Here is a 20,328-nt window from a genome sequence, read left to right on the forward strand (position 1 = left end):
CCACCCCGCCACACTATGCTCACAACCCACGAGTAGTCTGGACGAATGCCAGTGCTTGGACCGCTTGTCGCGTACCTGCAAACCCCACGAAGTGCGAATGGACGCCTCGACGTCGCCGCACTTCGTTCACTTGTAGACTCCGCACTTGATGCGGGCGTCGACTCACTGGCAGTGCTCGGCTCAGTCGGCGGTGCGGCATATATGCCCCGTTCGATGCGCAAGCGAGTCATCGCCACGGTTGCCGAAACGGCCCAGGAGAAGGTGCCACTCATCGCAGGCATCGGGGCGCTGACAACCGCCGAGGTCCTCCTCAACCTGCACGAGGCAAGGGCGGCGGGCGCAACCGGAGCGCTCCTGCAGCCCATGTCGTACCACCCACTCCTGACGCATGAGGTCAGCGAGCTCTACCGGGTCGTGGCAAGCGAGTCTCAGCTTCCGCTGTGGGTCTACAACAACCCGGCCACAACTCGCCACCGCTTCTCTGTGTCCGAACTTGCCGCGATGGCGCAGTTCCCTAACGTTGCCGGCTTCAAAGACCGCGCGGCCAGTTCTTCCGAGATCTACCACCGTATGAATGCAATCGCTCACGAGATCGGCGAGGCCCGGGGCAAGGAACTGGACTGGGGCTTCAGCGGTGAGGACAAGGGGGCAGCGATTCTCACCGCAGGGGCAAGCACGTGGCACTCCGCACTAGCGGGCGTGCTTCCACACGTGTGCGTCAAGCTCGCGGACTACGCGGTCAAGGGCAAGACCGACCCTGCGAGCGCGCGCCGTGCGCTCGAGATGCAGAGGGCGCTGACCCCGTTGACCGTAGTGATGGGCCGTTACGGCTCCATCCGCGTTGCTCACACGATCTCCAGGCTGCGTGGCCTAGACGTTGGAGCCCTTCCCAACCCGCTGCTCGAACTACCTCCAGCAGCTGTGGGGCTCGTCCGCCTGGCGCTGGCCTCCATCGAACGCTCGCTTGACGCACTCGAGCGCATGCCGCTCGTGGCCGAGGACGTTGAGCCAGGCTCGCAGGAAGCTGCGCCAGCAGCGTCCACTGCTCCAATCTCCCGCGCACGCATCAAGGGCGTATCCAAGGTAACCAAGCCCGCGGAATCGTCCAAGAGGGCGGCACTTCGTTCCCGTTCGCAGCACAACGAGGCGCACGAGTACGCACCCCAGGACGACGCCACGCAGGTTCTGACCGCCACCGGAGACACCCCAGTTCGTACGTCCTCACGCAGGTCGCATGCCACTGCGACAGTCCCTGCCCCACTACAGGAAAACCCTGCCAAGGGTGGGGCGTCTGCCAAGGGAGGGCCCCGCCGAGTCTCGTTCAAGGAAGCGATGTCGGCGAGCTCCGCAACCCCAACGTCCGCGGGCTCTGCGGCATCCTCCGAGACCCCGCGGGTCGGAGGCACTGCAGCCACACCACAGACAGGTTCAGACGACCTGACCCGAGTAGTGCCGGCGGTAGGAAAACGTGAGGTCGACGAGTCGACTCACAACCGCGCCCAGACCAGGCGCATGCGCGCCGAAGCGCGCTTCCTTGAAGAAGCCGCGCTCGGGGACCAGGAGACCATGATCTCGGACTTCCCAGGGCCTGTGACTCCGCAGTCTGCAGCAACCGCACCGTCTCCACGAAGTGCGCAGTCTGCGAGCTCTTCCCGATCCGTTGCCTCCGCTACATCCACGCGCTCTGCCACGTCCACTACCTCCGCTGTATCCTCGCCATCCCCGACCTCGGGGCAGAACGACCTTGGCGCTCGAGGGGCAGCACCCATAGGCGGGGGAGTTGTGCGCAGGAGTGTTCGGGACCGTTCCTCCCACCGTGGACTTCAAGATGGTTCGAGGGATGCTACCCCGCTGGATGCGGCAAAGCCCGATTCGGGTGAGGTACGCAACTACCGGCCAAGGCGGGCTCAGGCCGACTGACCGGCCCGAATTAGGTAGGGTCGTAGCATGTCCTACCAAGACCTTGCGGCCCAGTGGCCGGTACCACACGTTGCAGTGGCTGTGATCTCACCGGCCGGTGTCCTAGGCTCCCTCGGGGATCAGTCCATGGTGTTCCCACTAGCCTCAGTCACTAAGACGCTCGCCGCGTATGCGGTCCTCATCGCGGTTGAGGAGGGTGGCGTCTCTCTGGATGACCAAGCCGGACCGCAGGGCAGCACCGTGCGACACCTGCTCGCACACGCCGCAGGGTATGAGTTCGATCGTAGGGAAACTAGGGGAGAACCCGGTGTCCGCCGCATGTACTCGAACGCTGGCTTTGAAGTGCTCGCCGAGTTTGTGGCCCAGCAGACTGGAATCGACTTCAACGACTACGCGCACGAGGCGGTGTTCGAACCGCTCGGCATGGCCTCAACTACGCTCGGTACGAGCCCTGCAGCTGGCGGACTTTCGAGCGTTTCGGATCTGTCGCGCTTTGCGCAGGAACTCCTCGCCCCCACTCTCATTGACTCCTCGACCTGGGCGGACGCCACGAGCGTGCAGTTCCCAGGGATCGACGGTCTACTTCCCGGTTACGGACGCCAGAAGCCTAATGACTGGGGCCTCGGGTTCGAGATCCGCGATTCTAAGTCGCCGCACTGGACCGCGCCCAGCGCATCCCCGCGCACATTTGGACACTTCGGGCAGAGTGGAACATTCTTGTGGGTGGACCCGGATGCACGGCTAGCGTGCGTCGCGCTGACTGACCGCGCATTCGGCGACTGGGCGATTGAAGTGTGGCCGCCGTTCTCGCAGGCAGTCCTCGACGAGTTCCGCCAGGGTTAAGCCGACCCAGCCGGTCCTTGTCCAATTGAGGCATGCTAAGTCGCACCCAGATCAGCCCAACTTGTACGCAGGTCTTGCGTCAACCGCAAGCGCGACCAAGATCGTCGAAAATCATGTGGGCCTAACTGTGGGCCGCCTCCCAGGCGGCCAACCCGGCCTCATCGAGCGCCAGGTCGAGCGCTAGTAGCGCCGCGCCAAGCGCGGCCGCATCCCGCCCGCACCGCGCATATTCCACCGCGGGCAGCTCGAACTGTCGTGCGGTCATCAGGTGCGTTTCGAACGACAGGGAGAACGCATCCTCGTGGGCGCCGTGGAGTGGGGCAGCAAGCCCGCCGAACACGAGGGCGTCCGGTGCGAGCGCGTTGACGAGTGCTGCCACGCCGCGCCCGAGTCGCCAGGCGGCATCGCGGACAACCTTTGCCTCCTGCCGGTTGCGGACGGAGCGGAGCTCCTCCAGGTCTTCGTCCACGCCGCCAATTGTCACCGCCGCGCGGTGCTCTCGCTGCCTTATGGACTGGGTCCTTGCAAGCAAATCGGCAAAGTAGGCAGTGGGGTTGTCGGGCTCCGGGTCTCCGAGCCGAGCCGCCAAGCCATAGCCGCTGACGCTCGTGCCCCAGCACCCCCTTGATCCGCACTTGCAGGAGGTCGTGTCGTCTCCGAGCGGCATGTGCCCAAACTCGCCCGAGGATCCCGTGGCGCCAAGCATCGTGCGTCCATCCACTATGAGGGAGCCACCCATGTTCTCGCCGATCTCGAGGTACAACACGGAGCGCGCGCCCGGGAGTTCGCTGTGTAACCGTTCGGCCTCGATGATGCCGGCGAGTGTGGCGTTGTTTTCGACGATGACACGCAGGTCCGCAACTGAGTCTAGGACTGGCCCAAAATCGATATGGTCCCAGCCGAGCGAGAAGGGTTCGGCGTACCGTCCGGCGCGGACGGTCGCGGGCACGGAGATGACGAGCGCCACGAGGCGCTGCCCATGCTCTGCGCGTAAGCGGCCGACCAGGTCGTGCGCGTCCGACAAGAACTCATCGGAACGGGCGGGCAGCGGGGCACTGAACACGGGGCGCAGCTGTGCGGTCACGTCGGCAACCAGCGCCCGCCACCCCGTGATGGTCAGTTCTACGATTCCCACGAGCGGACCTGCCGGGTGCGGCAGGATGATGGGAGAGGGGCGTCCTCGGCCCTGGGGCTCGGACTGGCCCTCGCTGATGAGCTGCGCCCGTCGCATCCGCAGGCTGACCTCGGTCGCGGTGGAGGTGGACAGGCCTAGTTCGCGCGCGACCTCGGAGCGTTTGATCCCGCCGCGGCGCCGCAGCGTGTGCAGGATGGGAACGCTGCTGGCCCATCGGCCCTGGCCCTGGCCGGAGTTGGTGGCCGTCCACTGAGACGTCCGCTCGCGCATGTGTACACGACCTCCACGTGACATATAAACTCGGGAATCGAGTTTAATATAGTCCCCCTGCTGAGTTCTGTGCACCACGAGGCTCGCACCGCGAGACTCTCCCACGAACAGAGTCTTGCGCAATTCTCACCGTGACAAAGGCAAATCCCGTGACATCCAGCACCCCCACTGAAGCTCCAGAAGCTATAGAAGCCACACAAGCCGCCGAGACCCGTTCGGCCTCACCCGAACACACCCTCTCCGAGGTCTTTGTTGCGCTCGTGGCGCTTGCCATCTCGGTGTTCATCGCGATCACCACGGAGCTGATGCCCGTGGGTCTGCTGCCCACGATGGCCGAGTCGTTTGGCCGTTCGATAACGCAAGCCGGAATCATCGTGACCGTGTATGCGGGGATGGTCGCCGTCTTCTCGGTTCCGCTGACCATCTGGACCGCACGCTTTGAGCGCAAGCAGGTTCTGCTGGCCACCCTCATCACGTTTACGGCGAGTTCCATCATCGTTGCCACCGCACCACACTTCGCCGTGCTCGCGGTGGGGCGCGCCCTGGGCGGGGCCGCACACGCACTGTTCTTCGCGGTCGCGCCCGGTTACCCCGCTCGGCTCTTGCGCCCGCAGGACCTGGGCCGTGGCATGGCGATCCTGACGACGGGCGTGTCCATTGGATTCGTGGCCGGTGTGCCCGCAGCTACCGCACTTGGCGTCCAATTTGGCTGGCGGGCGGCGTTTGCGGCAGTCTCCGTGGTGGCGGTCATCCTCATCGTTGTGGTGTGGAAGTTGCTCCCCGCCGTGCCCAATACCGCGCCCGCCGCGATCGTCTCCCGACCATCCGCCGAGGGTGGCTGGTGGCGCAGGATATCCCCGTTCATCGCTGTCCAAACGGTGAACTTCCTGGTCTACGGCTCCCACTACGTGGCCTATACGTACATCAACCCTCTTCTGCGCGCGGCCGGATTCTCCGAGGAGGGCGTCGCTCCGATGCTGCTCGTCCTGGGTGGCGTGGGCATAATCGGCCTGTTCTTGACCGGACTATTCCTCGATCGCTTCCCGCGCCGAGCGCTCTTCCTCACGCTGCTCGGCTTCCTCGTTGGCTTGGTCGGGCTGGGCCTTGGACTGGAGGTGTGGATGGTGGCGATCCCGTCCGTCATCCTGTGGAACATCGCGTTTGGCGCGGCCCCAACGTACTTCTCCACCGCCTCGATGCGCACGGCCGTGGTCTCACCGGACTTGTCGGGCGCGTGGATCAACTCGAGCTCAAACGTTGGAATTGCGCTCGGTGCCATCTTGGGTGGCGCGGTGCTCGACTCCCGCGGCCTCGCGGCAGTGCCGCTCGTCGCCGCCGCCCTGTTCGGCGTGGCGATCCTAGTGGTGTGGCGGGCCAAGGCCGGATTCCCAGCCGCAGTCCCTGTTGCGCCACCCGTCTCACTCGACCTGAGCGAGCGCCAGGATGGGGCTGGCAGCCGCCAGTATCGTCGTTAATAGTGCAGTGGGTGGGCGGAAATTCCGCCCACCCACACCCATTTTCGACGATAGAGCGGCCTACGTAGGCAGGCCTCGTTACGGCGCTGGTGGCGTCTCCTTGAACAGCGGCGTGAGTGGACGCAATTCTCGGACCGACACCTTGACCTCCGAACCGAGCATCAACTTGTCAACCTCGCCAAGGATCATATCGGCGACGTGCGGGTCGGTTCCCCGCTCACCGCGCGCCTTCAACAGTTCGTCGACTGCGGCGTGCATTGCACGGTCCTCCACGCGGCGCAGTTCGCGGCGCCGAATTGCGAGTTTTTCCTGTTCTTCGGGGGAGAGGGTCTCGAACTCGGTGCTCATGGCGGCCGTGGCGCGGTAGCGGAGCTTGAGCGATTTGAGGATTTCGGGAGAAACCTCGCTGGACGACTGCTTCAGGGAATCCAGCGCGGCCTTCTTGGCCCGTGCGAGGAGGCGGCGCGTGGCAGCCTCATCGTGCACGTCTTCAACGCGGAGTTTTTTCATAAGCAGCGGGAGCGTCAGACCCGGAAGGACCATCGTGAACAGGAGCACCGTGACCGCGATGACGGTGAACTCGGCGCGGTGTGGGAAATCGAAAGGCACGGACAGGGCAAGCGCGAGCGTCACGAGACCGCGCATACCGGACCACGCCAGCACGAGCGCCTCCCGGCCGCCGCGAGGTGTTGCGGGCGTGCTACGCACCTTGTTGACCCGCCACGCCACGATCATCCACACGGACCTCACGGCGATGACCACGAGGGCGACTACCATGCCGTGCAGGAACATCTCGCCGAGGCGCGAACCGGCATTGTCAATGATGCCGCGGAGCTCGATGCCGATCAGACCAAACGCAAGGCCCGTCATCAGGAGTTCGAGAACGTCCCAGAATGCGGAGGACGTGATCCTGTCTTCCGGGGTTGCGGAGCCGATCGAGGACGACATCTGGACGGCAGCAATCACCACTGCGATCACTCCTGACGCGTGGATCAACTCGGCGCCAATGTACACGGCAAATGGGATGACCAGGGAGAGCGCGTTACGGCTCACGGAATCGTTGAGCCAGGAACTCACGAGGGCACCAAACCACCCCGCTACAAGGCCGATCAGAACAGCGGCGAACGCGGTGTAAAAGAACTTGAGGGTCAGCTCGCCGAAGGCAAGGTCGCTTCCCGAACTGGTCGCAAGGAGCGCCGTCTGGAACGCCACGAGGGCGACAGCGTCATTGAACAGACCTTCCGTTTGCAGCATGCCGACGATTCGGCGCGGCATCCCCACCGGCTCCGCCACGGCCTCTACAGCCACCGGGTCAGGCGGCGCCACTGCGGCGCCAATGGCGATAGCCGCAGAGAGGGCGATCCCCGGAATGAGTGCGGTGACAGTCCAAGCGGCCGCGATGATAGTCACAATGACGAGCAGCACCGAATAGCCAAGGATTGTTCGCCACCGTGCGGCAAACATGCCCCACGAGGTCTTCCGTGCCAGCGCCCACAGGAGTGGGGGAAGGAAAATTGGAAGGATGATCTCCGGTTTGATGTGCATCTCGGGTGCGGTTGGGATCAAGATGAGTGCCCCGGTAAACAGCGAAAGCAGGATCGGCCAGGGGAGGTGAGTGCGCTCCCCAATACCCGCCACTATGACCGTGGCAAACATGAGTCCAATAACGAGGATGAGAAGTTCCATGCGCGGGCTGCTTTCGATAGACGGCAGAACAAGTTTTTCACGGGAATACAAAAAAGACCCCGATCGCGAGATCGGAGTCTTTGTGGTGTCCGGAGGGGGACTTGAACCCCCACGCCCTAATACGGGCACTAGCACCTCAAGCTAGCGCGTCTGCCATTCCGCCACCCGGACAGGTGGTCCCGCAATATTCGCGGAAGCGTTCATAAGTGTATCTGATCTTTTACGATCCGATGTTCCACGGTTCTTTCAAACTGTGAGAGATGCTTACGATCATCTCGTGGTGTCCGGAGGGGGACTTGAACCCCCACGCCCTAATACGGGCACTAGCACCTCAAGCTAGCGCGTCTGCCATTCCGCCACCCGGACAGGTGGATATTCAGTTGTGTGGTGTCCGGAGGGGGACTTGAACCCCCACGCCCTAATACGGGCACTAGCACCTCAAGCTAGCGCGTCTGCCATTCCGCCACCCGGACAGGTGGACCGATCGATAAGTTGCCTCATCGTGAACCAGTGGTTCTCGGTGCGGTTAAAAACTTAGCACGGAAAAGCGGGCAGGTGTGAATCAAAAAACCGCAGGGTCGGGCACCTTGCGGGCGGGTAGTGGCGCAAGGGGCATGCGAGGACCCGTAAAACCCGGTGAATACTGCGAAAACACAGCGTATTCTGCGAAAACGTGAGTCTCGTTGTTATGCCAATCACACGACACCGTGACCAGGTAACGCATCAAGGAAATTTTTGGGCTAAGAATGAAGGTATGTCACAAGCACACACCACTTCCACGGTCGTGGGTCCGTTTGACGCGCCCTCAACCCTCCCTTACTTCCTCCCAGACTTCGCCGCCATTTCTGCGGCCGACTATGAGCCTGCCATCCGTGCAGGTATGGCTGCGGAGCTCGAGGAGATTGCCGCGATCACGCGCAACTCGGCGCCGGCCAGCGTGGAGAACACCCTCGTTCCTTTCGAGCGAGGGGGAGAGCTTCTCGGCCGTTCCCTGACGGTTCTATACAACAACGTGTCCGCAGATGCCTCGAGCGACCTCGAAGATATCGAGCAGGCGCTTGCCCCGGAGCTCGCCGCGCACCACGACGCGATCTTTATGAACAAGGACCTGCACGCACGCCTCGTTTCGCTGACTGAACGCATTGAGTCTGGCGAGGAGCCTGCGGACGAAGAGTCCAAGTGGCTACTGACGTCCCTGCTGAAGGACTTCAAGCGCGCGGGAATCGACCTAGATGATGCACAGCAGGCAGAACTGAGTGCCATTAACGCTCGCTTGACCGAACTTGAGTCCATCTTTGGCCGCAAGCTCCTTGCCGGGGCTAACGAGGCGAGCGTGTTCCTCTCGGACGTTGCGGACCTCGAGGGCCTACCGCAGGACGCAATCGAAGCGGCCGGCGCTGCTGCCGCCGCACGTGGACGCGAAGGCGAGTACCTGCTCGAGCTGCAACTGCCCACCCAACAGTCCGTGCTATCCCAACTGGCCCGACGCGAGATCCGCGAGAAGGTCTACAACGCGTCGATCCACCGTGGTGCAACGGGCGGCGAGAACGACACCCGTGAGATCATCCTCGAAACCGTGCGTCTGCGCGCCCGTGCAGCAAAGATGCTCGGCTACGAGCACCACGGCGCATACATTGCGGACGACTCCACAGCGAAGACCACCGCGGCCGTCAACGAGATCCTTACCTCACTGGCGCCAGCCGCAGTGGCAAACGCCAAGAGTGAAGCAGCAGAGCTCGAGGTGGCGCTGCGCCGAGACCTTGGGGATGACACCGCTCGCCTCGAACCGTGGGACTGGTCGTACTACTCCGAAAAAGTTCGCCTAGAGAAGTACAGCCTCGACGACTCGCTCCTGCGCCCCTACCTCGAACTCGAACGCGTCCTCCACCAGGGCGTATTCAACGCGGCAACTCGCCTCTACGGCATCACCTTTGTGGAGCGCCCCGAGCTCAAGGGCTACCACGAGGGCGTCCGCGTGTGGGAGGTCTTCAACGAGGACGGGTCAGGTCTGGGCCTTTTCCTCGGCGACTTCTTCACTCGCGAATCCAAGCGCGGCGGTGCCTGGATGAACAACCTCGTGGACCAGTCCGGCCTGACCGGTTACCGCGCCGTCGTGGTCAACAACCTGAACATCCCAAAGGCGCCCGCAGGCCAGCCCACGCTGCTGACCTGGGACGAGGTCATCACGATGTTCCATGAGTTCGGCCACGCACTGCACGGCCTGTTCTCCGACGTCATCTACCCCTCGCACTCCGGAACCGAGGTTGCCCGAGACTTCGTGGAGTACCCATCCCAGGTCAACGAGATGTGGGCGTGGGAGCCAAGCATTCTCGCCGAGTACGCCGTGCACTACAAGACCGGCGAGCCAATGCCAGCACAATGGATCGAGACCCTCAATGCCTCGCGCCAGTTCAACGAGGGCTTCAACACGACTGAGTATCTCTCGGCCGCACTCCTCGACCAAGCGTGGCACCAGATCACCGAGGACCAGGTCCCAGCCTCGGTGGACGACGTCCTCGCATTCGAGGCCGCCGCACTCGAGAAGGCAGGCGTGGCTCTTGACGTGGTTCCACCGCGCTACCGCACCACGTACTTCAACCACATTTTCGGTGGCGGGTACTCCGCGGGGTACTACTCCTACATTTGGTCCGAGGTCCTGGACGCAGACACCGTGGAGTGGTTCGGGGAAAACGGTGGGCTCAGCCGCCAGAACGGTGACTACTTCCGTTCAACTCTGCTCAGCCAGGGTGGAAAGCGCGACTCGCTGGACGTATTTGCCACGTTCCGCGGACGCGCGCAGCAGATCGAGCCACTCATCGTTCGCCGAGGCTTGAACACCGGAATCTAGTACCCCGAGGGCAGGCGGTCCCACGCCTAGTCCCACGGAATCAAGCCGGCTACGGGGCACAATGGCCCCGTAGCCGGCTTTGACCGGCACGACCCGGCGGGCCCAAACTCGCCGGTATTGGCGGGTCCAAACCCGCCACAACCAGCAGGACTATCACCTGCAACAAACCGCATCGCAGCATGCACGAGACGAGGAAGTCATGACCCAGCCCATTCCCACAGCAGTGGACGAAGTAGCCCAGATCTGCCAGAACCTCCTGCGGATCGATACCACCAACTTTGGTGGAAACGAGGGGGCTGGGGAGCGGTTAGCCGCCGAGTACGTGATGGAACTCTTGACCGAGGTTGGCCTCGACCCGGAGTTCTACGAGTCGGCCCCCGGCCGTTCCAACGTCGTGATCCGGCTTGAGGGTCAGGATCCAACCCGTGACGCCCTCGTCCTGCATGGGCACCTCGACGTAGTGCCAGCACAGGCAGACGAATGGAGCGTTGACCCGTTCGGCGGAGAGCTCATCGATGGCATGCTCTGGGGCCGCGGCGCCGTGGACATGAAGGACATGGTCGCGATGATGCTCGCCGTTGTCCGCCAGATGGCCCGCGAGGGACGTAAGCCCTCGCGCGACGTCATCGTCGCGTTCTTTGCGGATGAGGAAGCCGGGGGAGTTTACGGAGCCGAATACTCCGTGGCCAACCGCCCAGACCTGTTCGAGGGCGCGACCGAGGCAATCTCGGAGGTGGGCGGCTACTCCACCATGATCAACGGTCAGCGCGCCTACCTGCTGCAGACCGCAGAGAAGTCTCTCAACTGGCTGCGCCTCATCGCCGACGGCCGTGCCGGCCACGGCTCCCAGGTGGCGGAAGACAACGCGGTCACCAAGGTAGCCGCCGCGATCGCACGCATCGGCCAGCACAAGTGGGCCTACCAAACCACCCCAACCGAGGACCAGCTGCTGCGCGGCGTCTCCGACCTCACCGGCCTGCCGTACGAGCCCGAGAACCCCGAGCTCATAGACAACCTGATCAACGCCATGGGCCCCGCGGCACGTTTCGTGGGCGCAACCGTGCGCAACTCCACCAACCCAACCAGGCTCTCAGCCGGGTACAAGGAAAACGTCATCCCACGCACTGCGGAGGCGACGATCGACGCCAGATTCCTCCCCGGCTACGAGGACGAGGCCATGGCCAAACTCATCGAGCTTGCCGGCCCAGACATCCGAATCGAACCCGTGCACCAGGCCACCGCACTCGAAGTTCCATTCAGCGGCAACCTCGTAGACGCGATGACCAGCTCACTACTCGCCGAGGACCCGGGTGCAGTTGTCCTGCCGTACATGCTGTCCGGCGGAACCGACAACAAGTCCCTCTCCTCGCTTGGAATCATTGGCTATGGGTTCGCGCCGCTCCAACTCCCAGAGGACCTGGACTTCCCAGCGATGTTCCACGGAGTCGACGAGCGCGTCCCGGTCTCAGCACTCGAGTTCGGCGTTAAGGTTCTCGACCGTCTACTCGCGAACTGCTGACAACCCGTCCCACTGCGAAGAGCGCTGCCCTACTGGGCGGTGCTCTTCGTTTTATTCACGACGATTTTGGCTGGGACGCATCCGTGCGGCGGCTACCAGCCACAATCGTCGACAATCTCAGGCGGCCAATGGCCGCAACAACATCACCACGTTAAGCGGACACCGGAATGATCTTTCGGCGCAGCCAATACTTGGTGGTCCCGCCGGTATAGATGACCGTGCGAGCTAGTTCCCATTTACCTGTCTCTGCATGCGCTGTCAGCATCATGCGCGCCTCATGTTTGGACACGGTGTTCGCGACCACGAGAACTTGGAACTCGTAGTGCGAGCGATCCTTACGCGAGACGTTGTAGTAGTGCAGGGAATCTTTGGAGACTGGCATCGGGACTCCTGGGCTCGGCTTCACAGACCACACTACAACCGAGAGTCCAAACAGGCAGGTGAAGGGCTCCTGACCCTGCGGGGCATAGGACCAACGGAGCATTTCGCGCGCAAAAAAGTGATGTTTACGTCATCGCAGGGAGTTCCGCGAGCCAATGGAGTGCATTTACCAGCAATCAAGGCTAACGTTTTGGGTATGACAGTTGACCCTCGCGCAGCACTCGACCGCTTTATTGCGGCTCTCGAAGCTCATTACACAGCAGTAGTTGAACGCCGTGGCGACGACGACCCCAAGGTCGACGACGCTTTCGATATCCTCGACGATGCGTTTGAAGTCTATGACGAAGCGCTCGCGGTAACCCACGGGGAGCTTCTTCCATTCTCAAACGTAGACGACGAAGATGACGACGACTACGACGATGAGGATGATGATGACGACTACGACGATGACGACGACAAGTAGTCGCTCGCTCGCTGCGTGAGGAAGATGGCTTGGAACGAAAGTTCCGAGCCATTTTCTTTTTATTTTCGGGCTAAGAAGCGTAGTGAGTGTGTGAAGACTGTCCGGCTCGACCCTTTCTGGTCTGGAAACCGGCGCGCCCCGGGTAGTCTGTTTTCTTGTGAATGCATTCGAAGCCATGTTCTTGGGCCTAATTCAAGGCCTCACTGAGTTCCTTCCCATCTCTTCCTCCGCGCACCTGCGCATAGTCGGCGAACTGATGGGGAACGCGGACCCCGGCGCTGCATTTACCGCAATCACTCAGATTGGTACGGAAACCGCAGTCTTGCTGTACTTCCGCAACGACATCAAGAACATCTGCATCAAGTGGTGGCAGTCGCTCCGCGGTGACAACGGAACCGATTTCAAGAGCCGCATGGGTGCTCACGACCACGATGCCAAGATGGCTTGGTACATCGGTCTTGGATCCATCCCAATTGTGGTCCTCGGTCTCCTGCTCGAAAGCAAGATCGACACCGTATTCCGCAACCTCTACCTCACCGCGCTCATGCTCGCCGTGTTCGGTCTCCTCCTCGGCTGGGCCGACAAGGTCGGACAGCATCGCAAGTCGCTCGACAAGCTCGACGGCAAGAACGCGATTGTGTTCGGATTTGCTCAGGCAATGGCGCTGATCCCGGGCGTCTCGCGCTCCGGAGGAACCATCACCGCAGGCCTCCTCATGGGTTACACCCGTGAAGCTGCAGCGCGCTACTCCTTCCTGCTCGCTATCCCAGCGGTCATGGGTTCGGGCTTTTACAAGCTGTACGGTGCAGTCACCGAACCCGCCGCCGCAGGTGCGCCCGGCATGTGGCCAACCTTCCTCGCCACGATCGTTGCATTCGTTGTCGGTTACTTCGTGATCATCGCGTTCCTGAAGATCGTGTCCACGTTCTCGTACAAGCCGTTCGTGATATACCGTCTCTTCCTCGCCGCGGCTGTGGTTGTTCTGCTGCTCGCCGGCGTGCTTGACGTGATGGGTACCGCTAGCGCGTAGCACGGTCCTTCACGCAGGTTGGACCGGGTTCGGGATAACCTAAAGCGTGATTACTTGGCCTGCACCTCAGATTCCCCTCATTCCGGGGGCACTGGACACCGTTAAGCTGTTCGACTCGAGTTCCAAGACCCTCGTTGACGTGGCCTTTGGTGACTCCGCGTCGATGTACGTGTGCGGAATTACTCCCTACGACGCCACCCATATCGGGCACGCGGCGACCTACGTAGCCTTTGACGTGCTCAACCGCGCGCTGAGGGACGCAGGGAAGACCGTCACCTACGCCTCCAACGTCACGGACGTGGACGACCCGCTGCTCGAACGGGCGCGGGACACCGGGGTTGACTGGGAAGACCTCGCGGCCTCCCAAGTCTCGCTCTTTGCCGAGGACATGACCGCGCTCGGTGTGATCCCACCCGATGTGTATGTGGGAGTCGTCGAGTCCATAGATAGGGTCTCCGATGCCGTCCAGTCGATGGTCGCGGCGGGCACCGCGTACGCGGTACCGGTTCCCGACGATCAGGACCCGATCTTCGAGGATGCCCAAGACATCTACGCGGACCTCAGTTCCGACACGCGATTTGGCAGCCTCGCCCCGCACCTGCGCGACCAGCATCTAGAACTCTTTGGCGAGCGCGGGGGAGACCCTGACCGTGATGGCAAGCGGAGCGCACTCGACCCGTTGCTGTGGCGTGCAGCCCGCAAGGGTGAGCCCTCCTGGGACGGCGGAGCCATTGGCGAAGGACGCCCCGGCTGGCACATCGAATGCACACTGATAGCCCAAGACGGCCTCGGCGTGCGTTACTCCGTACTCGGCGGGGGCAATGATCTGATGTTCCCGCACCACGAGATGAGCACCTCGCATGCACGCATGCTCACCGGCGATAGCCAGGCAGGTCCGCGTATTGCCTCTCACGCCGGACTGGTTGCGTACCACGGCGAGAAGATGAGCAAGTCGCTGGGAAACCTAGTCTTCGTATCAGCGCTGCGCGAGCAGGGCGTGGAACCCATGGTCATTCGCCTCGCACTGCTCTCCCAGAGCTACCGCACGGACTGGGAGTGGACCGAGGACCTGCTTGAACTGGCCAAGGTTCGATTCCAGCTGTGGTTGGACGCCTTCTCCGGCAACGGTGGGGCCGATACTGCGGAAACCTTGCGCGCCGTGCGAGCAGCTCTGCGGAATGACCTCGACACGCCAAGTGCCCTCAGGGCTGTCGACGAATGGGCTCGCACAACCCTTGCGGGAGAGTGCGAGCCGGTTGAAGGCGCGCCGGGCGTTATGTCTCGCGCCGTGAACGCGTTGCTCGGGGTCCGTGTCTAGCACGAGGCTAGACTCCCGGCCCAGTTTGTCATGCACCTAGCGTGAACCGGCTGGGCCGGTCGGCTTTCCAGGGCTGTGTGGCCCGCCGGCACTGCTAGGCCCGCCGGCACTGCCGGGGCCACCATTCGGGTCCTGCCCGCCTCGCCGCTTGAGGAACTGCTCGAACTCCCGTGCGATGGACTCTCCCGTAGCTTCCGGAAGCTCCATGGCGTCGGTTGCTGCCTCGAGGTGTCGCACGTACTCGGCAAGGTCCGGATCAGACGCCACGAAAGCCTGCACTCCACGCTCCCACGCGGCCGCATCCTCATCCAACTCGTACCGGGGGATCGGCTCACCGAGGAGTATCTCGACGGCGGCGACGAGGGCCGCAGCGGCCTTGGCCGCAGGAGGGTTGGGCACGTACTGCGGGACGGTTGCCCACACGTTGACGCAGGAGATCCCGTCCAACTCGGCGTAGTGGCTTAGCACGCCCACAATGCCAGTGGGTCCCTCATACTCCGAGTCATCGAGCTCGAGGTGTTCCTGCAGAAACATGTTGGCTGTGGTTGCTTCGATGGGGGTCTGCCGCGTGTGCGGAGCCTCCCCGAGGAGCGCGCCCAGCAGAATTATCGAGTTGCAGTTGGTGGCATCCGCGATGCGCAAGATCTCCTGATAGTACGAACGCCACCGCATTGACGGTTCGACGCCGTGCACGAGCACGAGCCGGCGCGAGCGCTCCCACGTGTCTGCGAGTTCTACTCGGGTTGCGGGCCACAGGATGTGTCTGCCTTCCTCCGTGAGCACCATGGTGGGGCGGTTGACTTGGAAGTCAACGTACGGATCGGGATCGATCTCGCTGTGCAAGCGGGAATCGAACACATCCGCGAGGTGTTGGAGTGCCTCGGTGGCGGCGTTACCGGCATCGTTCCAGCCCGCGAACGCAGCGATCATGATTGGGCCGTCGTCGAATCCGCGCGCGACAGCGCTACGCGGGTCCGGACTCACCTGTGCGTCCACGTGCTCGCCCAACCTAGGGTGTGGGCTCGTTCCCGGTGGTGGGCCAAACTCCGACTCCTGCTCGTGCCCAGAGCGATCCGGCTCGTTTGTCATGACTTCACACTAGCCACACCCTGTGACATCGCGCTGGTTACGCAGGCAAAAGGGGAGGCGAATCTCGCGCAACCCGCAGAATCAGGCCGATGCGCCGGCACCTCCGATAAGATGGAAGATCCGTGTCATCAAGATTTGGATGTGTGAAAGTCAAAAGTGTTATCTTCTAACCCGCTCTCGGACTCGCCCGTAGTGGAACCGAAAACCCAGGGAAACGCGCGGCTTCTCGCGCCCGCGGCGGTCCTGTGGGACATGGACGGGACCCTCATGGACTCGGAGCACTACTGGCACGCTGTTGAGCGGGAACTTGTTTCATCCGGTGGCGGAACATGGACTGACCAGGACGCGATCGACCTTGTGGGAAGCCCGCTGACCGAGGCGGCAGTTGTTCTACACAACGCGGGTGCCCCGTACCCGCCCGAGCGTATCGTCGAGATCCTCGTGGAGCGCGTCAGCGCCATGGTGCGCGCAGATGTCCCGTGGCGTGAGGGTGGTCGAGAGATCCTAGCCCGGCTCGCTGCCAGTGGCATCCCCTGCGCCCTAGTCACCATGTCCTATGCCCCAATCGCGCAGGCGCTCGTGGACTCCGCGCCCGCTGGCGCGTTCACACAGATTGTGACGGGGGAGGATGTCACTCACGGCAAGCCTCACCCCGAGCCCTATCTGCGCGCGGCCGAGTTGCTGGGCGTCGACGTCACGCAGTGCATCGCCGTGGAGGACTCCCCGCGGGGTATCGAAGCAGCGCTTGCGAGCGGAGCCCGCACGATCGGTATCCGAAACCTGATTCCTGTTGCACCTGCAGAGGGTCTGAGCCGCGTCGCCGAACTCGACCAGATCACCGAGTCCGCCTTCGACGTCCTCATGCGCGGCGGGACCGTGGATTACCTCGGCTGAAATGCGCAGGGTCGCAGGCGCCACTGGCGCCTGCGACCCTTTCACTTATTTTCGACGATCGACTCTAGGCCTGCCCGTCCGTTGCGGTGTCGTCTTCGGTCGCGCTGAAGAGGGTGGGCGGTGCGAGCCAGACCTTCTGACTCTTGCCTGGCTCCAACACGGGTGGGGTTCCGCCAAATGCCGGGCAAATGGGCTGGAAGTGGCACCAGTCGCACAGGCGTGAGGTCTTGGGGCGCCATTCCTCGCGCTCGGCGGAGCGGCGGACGTCGTCCCAGATGGAGATGATCTTCTCGGTGGCCACGTCCAGTTCAGCCTCGGTGGGTTCGTTCCGAAGAACTTGACCATCGCCCAGGTACACGAGCTGGAGCATCTTTGGTGTGATGCCTCGCGAGGCGCGCATTGCGACTGCGTAGAAGCGCATTTGAAACGCCGCCGAGTGGCTGTACTGGGGCTTGGGGGACTTACCCGACTTGTAGTCGACAATCCGGACCGCCCCATCGGGGGTGACGTCCACGCGGTCGATGATCCCCTTAATACGCAGGTCATCCCCGATGACCGCAGAAATGTGGGTCTCGCGCTCTGCAGGCTCCAGCCGAGTCGGGTCCTCAATGGAGAAGTAGCGTTCCACGAGTCCGCGCGCTTCGCCGAGCCACGCGGTCTTTTCCTCGGGTCCGCTAAACGCCTCGTCAAGGTCAGGCTGGCGCGCGTGGAGTGCGTTCAGGGCGCGCGGCATCAGGTCGAGTGCGGCCTCCACAGTGCGATTGGGGCGCTCGATGTCGTACAGATACTCTAGGACCGAGTGCACGAGCGTGCCCTTGGCAGCGGCCTTCGACGGCGGCTCAGGCAGCTTGTCGACTGTTCGGAATCGGAACAACAGCGGGCACTGCATGAAGTCGTTCGAACGTGACGGCGAGAGCGAGGGAATCTTGGGCGCGGGCGACATACTCCGAGACTACGGCGACATTGCATGCGTGCGACGCATTAATCTTGGATTGTGAGCAATGACAAAGGCTGGACACTCGGCCACGTGGCGGGAACGCCCGTACACCTTCGCCCGAACGCCCTACTGATGGTGGGAGTCTTCGCGGCCCTCTACTTTCCACTCTTCGCCAGCCGAGCTGCGAGCCAAGGCGGCGCCATAGCTGCTTCCGTTGCGCTCGGAGCGGTCATCCTCGTCTCGATCTTTGTGCACGAGGTGGCGCACGTTCTGGTGGCAAAGTCCTACGGGGTCCGTGCAGATGAGATCAGCCTCAACATGCTCGGTGGGCATGCATCCTTCACTTCACAGTTCAAGCGACCGTGGCACGGCGCGGTCACCGCACTGTCTGGCCCGCTCGCGAACGTCATGCTTGGACTGGTCTTCCTCGTCATCGTGCGCTCCGCATCCGAGTACTCGATTGTGCTTGAGGTTGTGAACATCGCGGCAGTCATGAACTTCTTCCTCGCGCTCTTCAATGCGCTGCCGGGGCTCCCACTCGATGGTGGAAGCGCCGTCTCCGCGTTGATCTGGAACTTCACGGGCTCCCAGTCAAAGGGCTTAACGGTTGCAGCACGCATCGGCCAAGCGGTCGCCGTGCTGTGGCTACTGTGGGCAGTCGTGCGACCACTACTCCAGGGGCACAGCCCAGACATTGTGATCCTCATGTGGACTCTCATGCTTGTCATGGTGCTGTGGAGTGGCGCAACTGCGAGCCTGCGGCGAGCCAAGTATCTGCAGGCCGTGGAGAAGCTCGACTTGGCCTCGATCACTACCCCGGCACGCACAGTCGTGGCGCACACCTCCGTGCGCGAAGTCGTCTCCCAGATGCTTGGGGCACAGGATTTCACAACCACCGTGGTTCTGAGCGAAACCGGCAACCCCATCGGGTACGTTGACCCGCTCGCGCTGAGTTCTGTGGGGGTTGAAGTTCAGGAGTACACACCTGTTGCGGCCGTTTCCATTCCATTGCTCCCCGGTGGGGTCATTGATGCAACCGCGCGGCCTCAAGAACTGCTTTCGAGAGTAAATGTCGGGCACGATACCCGGACTCTCTACGTGGTTGCCCAGGACGGGCGAGTCACGGGTGTGGTTTGGGTCGCATCCCTGATGCGTGCGCTCAACCTACACTAGAACCGAACCATTCCTTCCAACGCGAAATCGAGAACCTTGACCACGACACCAAGTAGCGACTCCGGGCGTAACGCCGTCATTCCAGCCGGAGCCGAGTGGCGCCGCGGCCCGTTCCGAGCGGGCGACCGAGTGCAGCTGACGGATAACCGCGGCCGACTCCACACAATTACCCTGACTCCGGGCGAGGAGTTCCATACACACCGCGGCTTCTACCGCCACGATGACATCATCGGGAAGAGTGAAGGCTCGAACATCGAGACCTCATCGGGCATCGAGTACCAGCTACTCCGCCCGCTGCTCTCCGACTACGTGCTCTCGATGCCACGAGGTGCCGCAGTGGTCTACCCCAAGGACGCCGCCCAGATCGTGGGCATGGCCGACATCTTCCCGGGTGCACGTGTGATCGAGGCTGGTGTGGGCTCGGGTGGTCTCACCATGTCACTGCTGCGTGCTGTTGGTGACAACGGTTCTGTGCACTCGATCGAACGCCGTGAGGACTTTGCCGCAATCGCAAAGGCGAACGTGGAGATCTTCTTTGGCGGTCCACATCCCGCCTGGGACCTGTCCATCGGTGACCTTGCGGACGTCCTGCCAACAGTGGCCGAGAAGGGCACCATCGACCGGGTCGTGCTCGACATGCTCGCGCCGTGGGAAAACCTGGATGTGGTGGCCGATGCTCTCGCACCCGGCGGTGTATTCATCAGCTACGTGGCAACCGCAACCCAGCTTTCCCGCCTCGCAGAAGACCTGCGCGCCGACGGACGGTTCACCGAGCCACTCGCCTGGGAGTCGCTCGTGCGCAACTGGCACCTCGAAGGCCTCGCCGTGCGCCCCGTGCACCGCATGGTAGGACACACCGGATTCCTAATCCAGACCCGCCGCCTTGCGGACGGCACCGAGGCGATCGTGCGCAAGCGCCGCCCAGCCAAGGGTGCATACCCCGTGGATGAGGAGTGGACAGCCGAAGACATGGGAGAGCGTCAACCCTCCGAGAAGAAGCTGCGCAAGGTGCGCCGCGACGTGACCGCACTGCACGAAGCCGCCGAGGCCGGCGAGTTCCGCGCTGGCGAGCCGCTCTACAGTGACGAGCAAGCAGACGACTGATCCTTTCAAACTAGGACAGCGGCGAGGATGAGAGTCTTTCAGAAGGGCCCGCAGCGATGCATCGCATTGTTGCGGGCCCTCGCCATGTCCGCATACTGGCAGGTGACTTGGTGCCCAAACGGGACCACGATCGTCGAGAATCAGGTGGTGAGTGCGCGAAAGCGCGCCGGGTCATCCGTCCACGGAGTGTCGCCCCCAAGCACAGCGCGCACGCATGTGAAAGTCTTGGGGAACAGGCTCTTC

16 protein-coding genes and 3 tRNA genes are annotated in these 20,328 nt (G+C 62.8%); 11 read left to right on the top strand and 8 right to left on the bottom strand.

What is annotated here, in order from left to right; genetic code table 11:
- Positions 1 to 45: 45 nt before the first annotated feature.
- Together HGSM_RS13695 and HGSM_RS06655 are read left to right on the top strand one after the other, a co-directional pair.
- Entirely contained in the window at positions 46 to 1,920 is a 1,875-nt protein-coding gene (locus tag HGSM_RS13695) for a dihydrodipicolinate synthase family protein (protein ID WP_019147965.1), read from the top strand.
- A 27-nt stretch (positions 1,921 to 1,947) separates the two neighbouring features.
- Positions 1,948 to 2,763 (top strand): serine hydrolase domain-containing protein, encoded by an 816-nt coding sequence (locus HGSM_RS06655; RefSeq protein WP_019147966.1) that lies wholly within the window; start codon positions 1,948 to 1,950, stop codon positions 2,761 to 2,763.
- Between the two features lie 121 nt (positions 2,764 to 2,884).
- Here the strand turns inward: HGSM_RS06655 and HGSM_RS06660 are convergent, their stop codons facing one another.
- The gene (locus HGSM_RS06660; RefSeq protein ID WP_019147967.1) at positions 2,885 to 4,168 is read right to left on the bottom strand and encodes an ROK family transcriptional regulator; all 1,284 of its coding nucleotides are present in this window, start codon (positions 4,166 to 4,168) and stop codon (positions 2,885 to 2,887) included.
- 149 nt (positions 4,169 to 4,317) lie between these two features.
- Here HGSM_RS06660 and HGSM_RS06665 point away from each other — a divergent pair, with 149 nt between their 5' ends.
- A complete protein-coding gene (locus HGSM_RS06665) occupies positions 4,318 to 5,643 on the top strand; it encodes an MFS transporter (RefSeq protein WP_019147968.1) in 1,326 nt (441 codons plus the stop codon).
- 78 nt (positions 5,644 to 5,721) lie between these two features.
- Here the strand turns inward: HGSM_RS06665 and HGSM_RS06670 are convergent, their stop codons facing one another.
- From HGSM_RS06670 to HGSM_RS06685, 4 genes are all read right to left on the bottom strand, one after another.
- Entirely contained in the window at positions 5,722 to 7,329 is a 1,608-nt protein-coding gene (locus HGSM_RS06670) for a cation:proton antiporter (RefSeq protein ID WP_019147969.1), read from the bottom strand.
- Between the two features lie 83 nt (positions 7,330 to 7,412).
- Positions 7,413 to 7,500: transfer RNA gene (locus HGSM_RS06675), tRNA-Leu, on the bottom strand.
- Between the two features lie 107 nt (positions 7,501 to 7,607).
- Positions 7,608 to 7,695 (bottom strand) — tRNA-Leu (locus tag HGSM_RS06680).
- Positions 7,696 to 7,714: 19 nt separating this feature from the next.
- Positions 7,715 to 7,802: transfer RNA gene (locus tag HGSM_RS06685), tRNA-Leu, on the bottom strand.
- 281 nt (positions 7,803 to 8,083) lie between these two features.
- Here HGSM_RS06685 and HGSM_RS06690 point away from each other — a divergent pair.
- Together HGSM_RS06690 and HGSM_RS06695 are read left to right on the top strand one after the other, a co-directional pair.
- Positions 8,084 to 10,177 (top strand): M3 family metallopeptidase, encoded by a 2,094-nt coding sequence (locus HGSM_RS06690; RefSeq protein ID WP_019147970.1) that lies wholly within the window; start codon positions 8,084 to 8,086, stop codon positions 10,175 to 10,177.
- Positions 10,178 to 10,376: 199 nt separating this feature from the next.
- A complete protein-coding gene (locus HGSM_RS06695; RefSeq protein ID WP_019147971.1) occupies positions 10,377 to 11,696 on the top strand; it encodes a M20/M25/M40 family metallo-hydrolase in 1,320 nt (439 codons plus the stop codon).
- Between the two features lie 151 nt (positions 11,697 to 11,847).
- On the opposite strand, the gene HGSM_RS06700 is transcribed toward HGSM_RS06695, so the two are convergent.
- Positions 11,848 to 12,078, bottom strand: a complete 231-nt coding sequence (locus tag HGSM_RS06700; RefSeq protein ID WP_019147972.1) for a DUF5703 family protein — start codon at positions 12,076 to 12,078, stop codon at positions 11,848 to 11,850.
- Positions 12,079 to 12,273: 195 nt separating this feature from the next.
- Between HGSM_RS06700 and HGSM_RS06705 the strand changes: the two genes are divergently transcribed.
- From HGSM_RS06705 to mshC, 3 genes are all read left to right on the top strand, one after another.
- Complete coding sequence (locus HGSM_RS06705; protein WP_019147973.1) at positions 12,274 to 12,540, top strand: hypothetical protein; 267 nt, start codon at positions 12,274 to 12,276, stop codon at positions 12,538 to 12,540.
- Positions 12,541 to 12,697: 157 nt separating this feature from the next.
- Positions 12,698 to 13,570 (top strand): undecaprenyl-diphosphatase UppP, encoded by an 873-nt coding sequence (gene uppP, locus HGSM_RS06710; protein ID WP_019147974.1) that lies wholly within the window; start codon positions 12,698 to 12,700, stop codon positions 13,568 to 13,570.
- A gap of 46 nt (positions 13,571 to 13,616) precedes the next feature.
- A complete protein-coding gene (mshC, locus tag HGSM_RS06715) occupies positions 13,617 to 14,888 on the top strand; it encodes a cysteine--1-D-myo-inosityl 2-amino-2-deoxy-alpha-D-glucopyranoside ligase (RefSeq protein WP_019147975.1) in 1,272 nt (423 codons plus the stop codon).
- A gap of 36 nt (positions 14,889 to 14,924) precedes the next feature.
- Here the strand turns inward: mshC and HGSM_RS06720 are convergent, their stop codons facing one another.
- On the bottom strand, positions 14,925 to 15,977 hold the full coding sequence (locus HGSM_RS06720; RefSeq protein ID WP_230197507.1) for a PAC2 family protein: 1,053 nt from the start codon (positions 15,975 to 15,977) through the stop codon (positions 14,925 to 14,927).
- 156 nt (positions 15,978 to 16,133) lie between these two features.
- On the opposite strand from HGSM_RS06720, the gene HGSM_RS06725 reads away from it, so the two are divergent.
- Positions 16,134 to 16,871 carry an HAD family hydrolase gene (locus HGSM_RS06725; protein WP_230197508.1) on the top strand — a complete coding sequence of 246 codons (738 nt, stop codon included), beginning with the start codon at positions 16,134 to 16,136 and terminating at the stop codon, positions 16,869 to 16,871.
- A gap of 64 nt (positions 16,872 to 16,935) precedes the next feature.
- Here HGSM_RS06725 and HGSM_RS06730 read toward each other — a convergent pair whose 3' ends face one another.
- Complete coding sequence (locus tag HGSM_RS06730; RefSeq protein ID WP_019147978.1) at positions 16,936 to 17,814, bottom strand: RecB family exonuclease; 879 nt, start codon at positions 17,812 to 17,814, stop codon at positions 16,936 to 16,938.
- Positions 17,815 to 17,865: 51 nt separating this feature from the next.
- Between HGSM_RS06730 and HGSM_RS06735 the strand changes: the two genes are divergently transcribed.
- Both HGSM_RS06735 and HGSM_RS06740 read left to right on the top strand, forming a co-directional pair.
- On the top strand, positions 17,866 to 18,981 hold the full coding sequence (locus HGSM_RS06735) for a M50 family metallopeptidase (RefSeq protein ID WP_154646266.1): 1,116 nt from the start codon (positions 17,866 to 17,868) through the stop codon (positions 18,979 to 18,981).
- Between the two features lie 36 nt (positions 18,982 to 19,017).
- A complete protein-coding gene (locus tag HGSM_RS06740) occupies positions 19,018 to 20,085 on the top strand; it encodes a tRNA (adenine-N1)-methyltransferase (RefSeq protein ID WP_019147980.1) in 1,068 nt (355 codons plus the stop codon).
- Positions 20,086 to 20,328: the final 243 nt, after the last annotated feature.

Source organism: Timonella senegalensis JC301 (assembly GCF_000312125.1).
Lineage (GTDB): Bacteria > Actinomycetota > Actinomycetes > Actinomycetales > Cellulomonadaceae > Timonella > Timonella senegalensis.

Bases quoted from the DNA above. Each gene is read 5' to 3' on its own strand.
- HGSM_RS06690 (WP_019147970.1), top strand. From the start codon at position 8,084: ATGTCACAAGCACACACCACTTCCACGGTCGTGGGTCCGTTTGACGCG.
- HGSM_RS06655 (WP_019147966.1), top strand. From the start codon at position 1,948: ATGTCCTACCAAGACCTTGCGGCCCAGTGGCCGGTACCACACGTTGCA.
- HGSM_RS06705 (WP_019147973.1), top strand. From the start codon at position 12,274: ATGACAGTTGACCCTCGCGCAGCACTCGACCGCTTTATTGCGGCTCTC.
- HGSM_RS06660 (WP_019147967.1), bottom strand. From the start codon at position 4,168: ATGCGCGAGCGGACGTCTCAGTGGACGGCCACCAACTCCGGCCAGGGC.
- HGSM_RS06670 (WP_019147969.1), bottom strand. From the start codon at position 7,329: ATGGAACTTCTCATCCTCGTTATTGGACTCATGTTTGCCACGGTCATA.
- HGSM_RS06720 (WP_230197507.1), bottom strand. From the start codon at position 15,977: ATGACAAACGAGCCGGATCGCTCTGGGCACGAGCAGGAGTCGGAGTTT.
- HGSM_RS06695 (WP_019147971.1), top strand. From the start codon at position 10,377: ATGACCCAGCCCATTCCCACAGCAGTGGACGAAGTAGCCCAGATCTGC.
- HGSM_RS06730 (WP_019147978.1), bottom strand. From the start codon at position 17,814: ATGTCGCCCGCGCCCAAGATTCCCTCGCTCTCGCCGTCACGTTCGAAC.
- HGSM_RS06700 (WP_019147972.1), bottom strand. From the start codon at position 12,078: ATGCCAGTCTCCAAAGATTCCCTGCACTACTACAACGTCTCGCGTAAG.
- HGSM_RS13695 (WP_019147965.1), top strand. From the start codon at position 46: ATGCCAGTGCTTGGACCGCTTGTCGCGTACCTGCAAACCCCACGAAGT.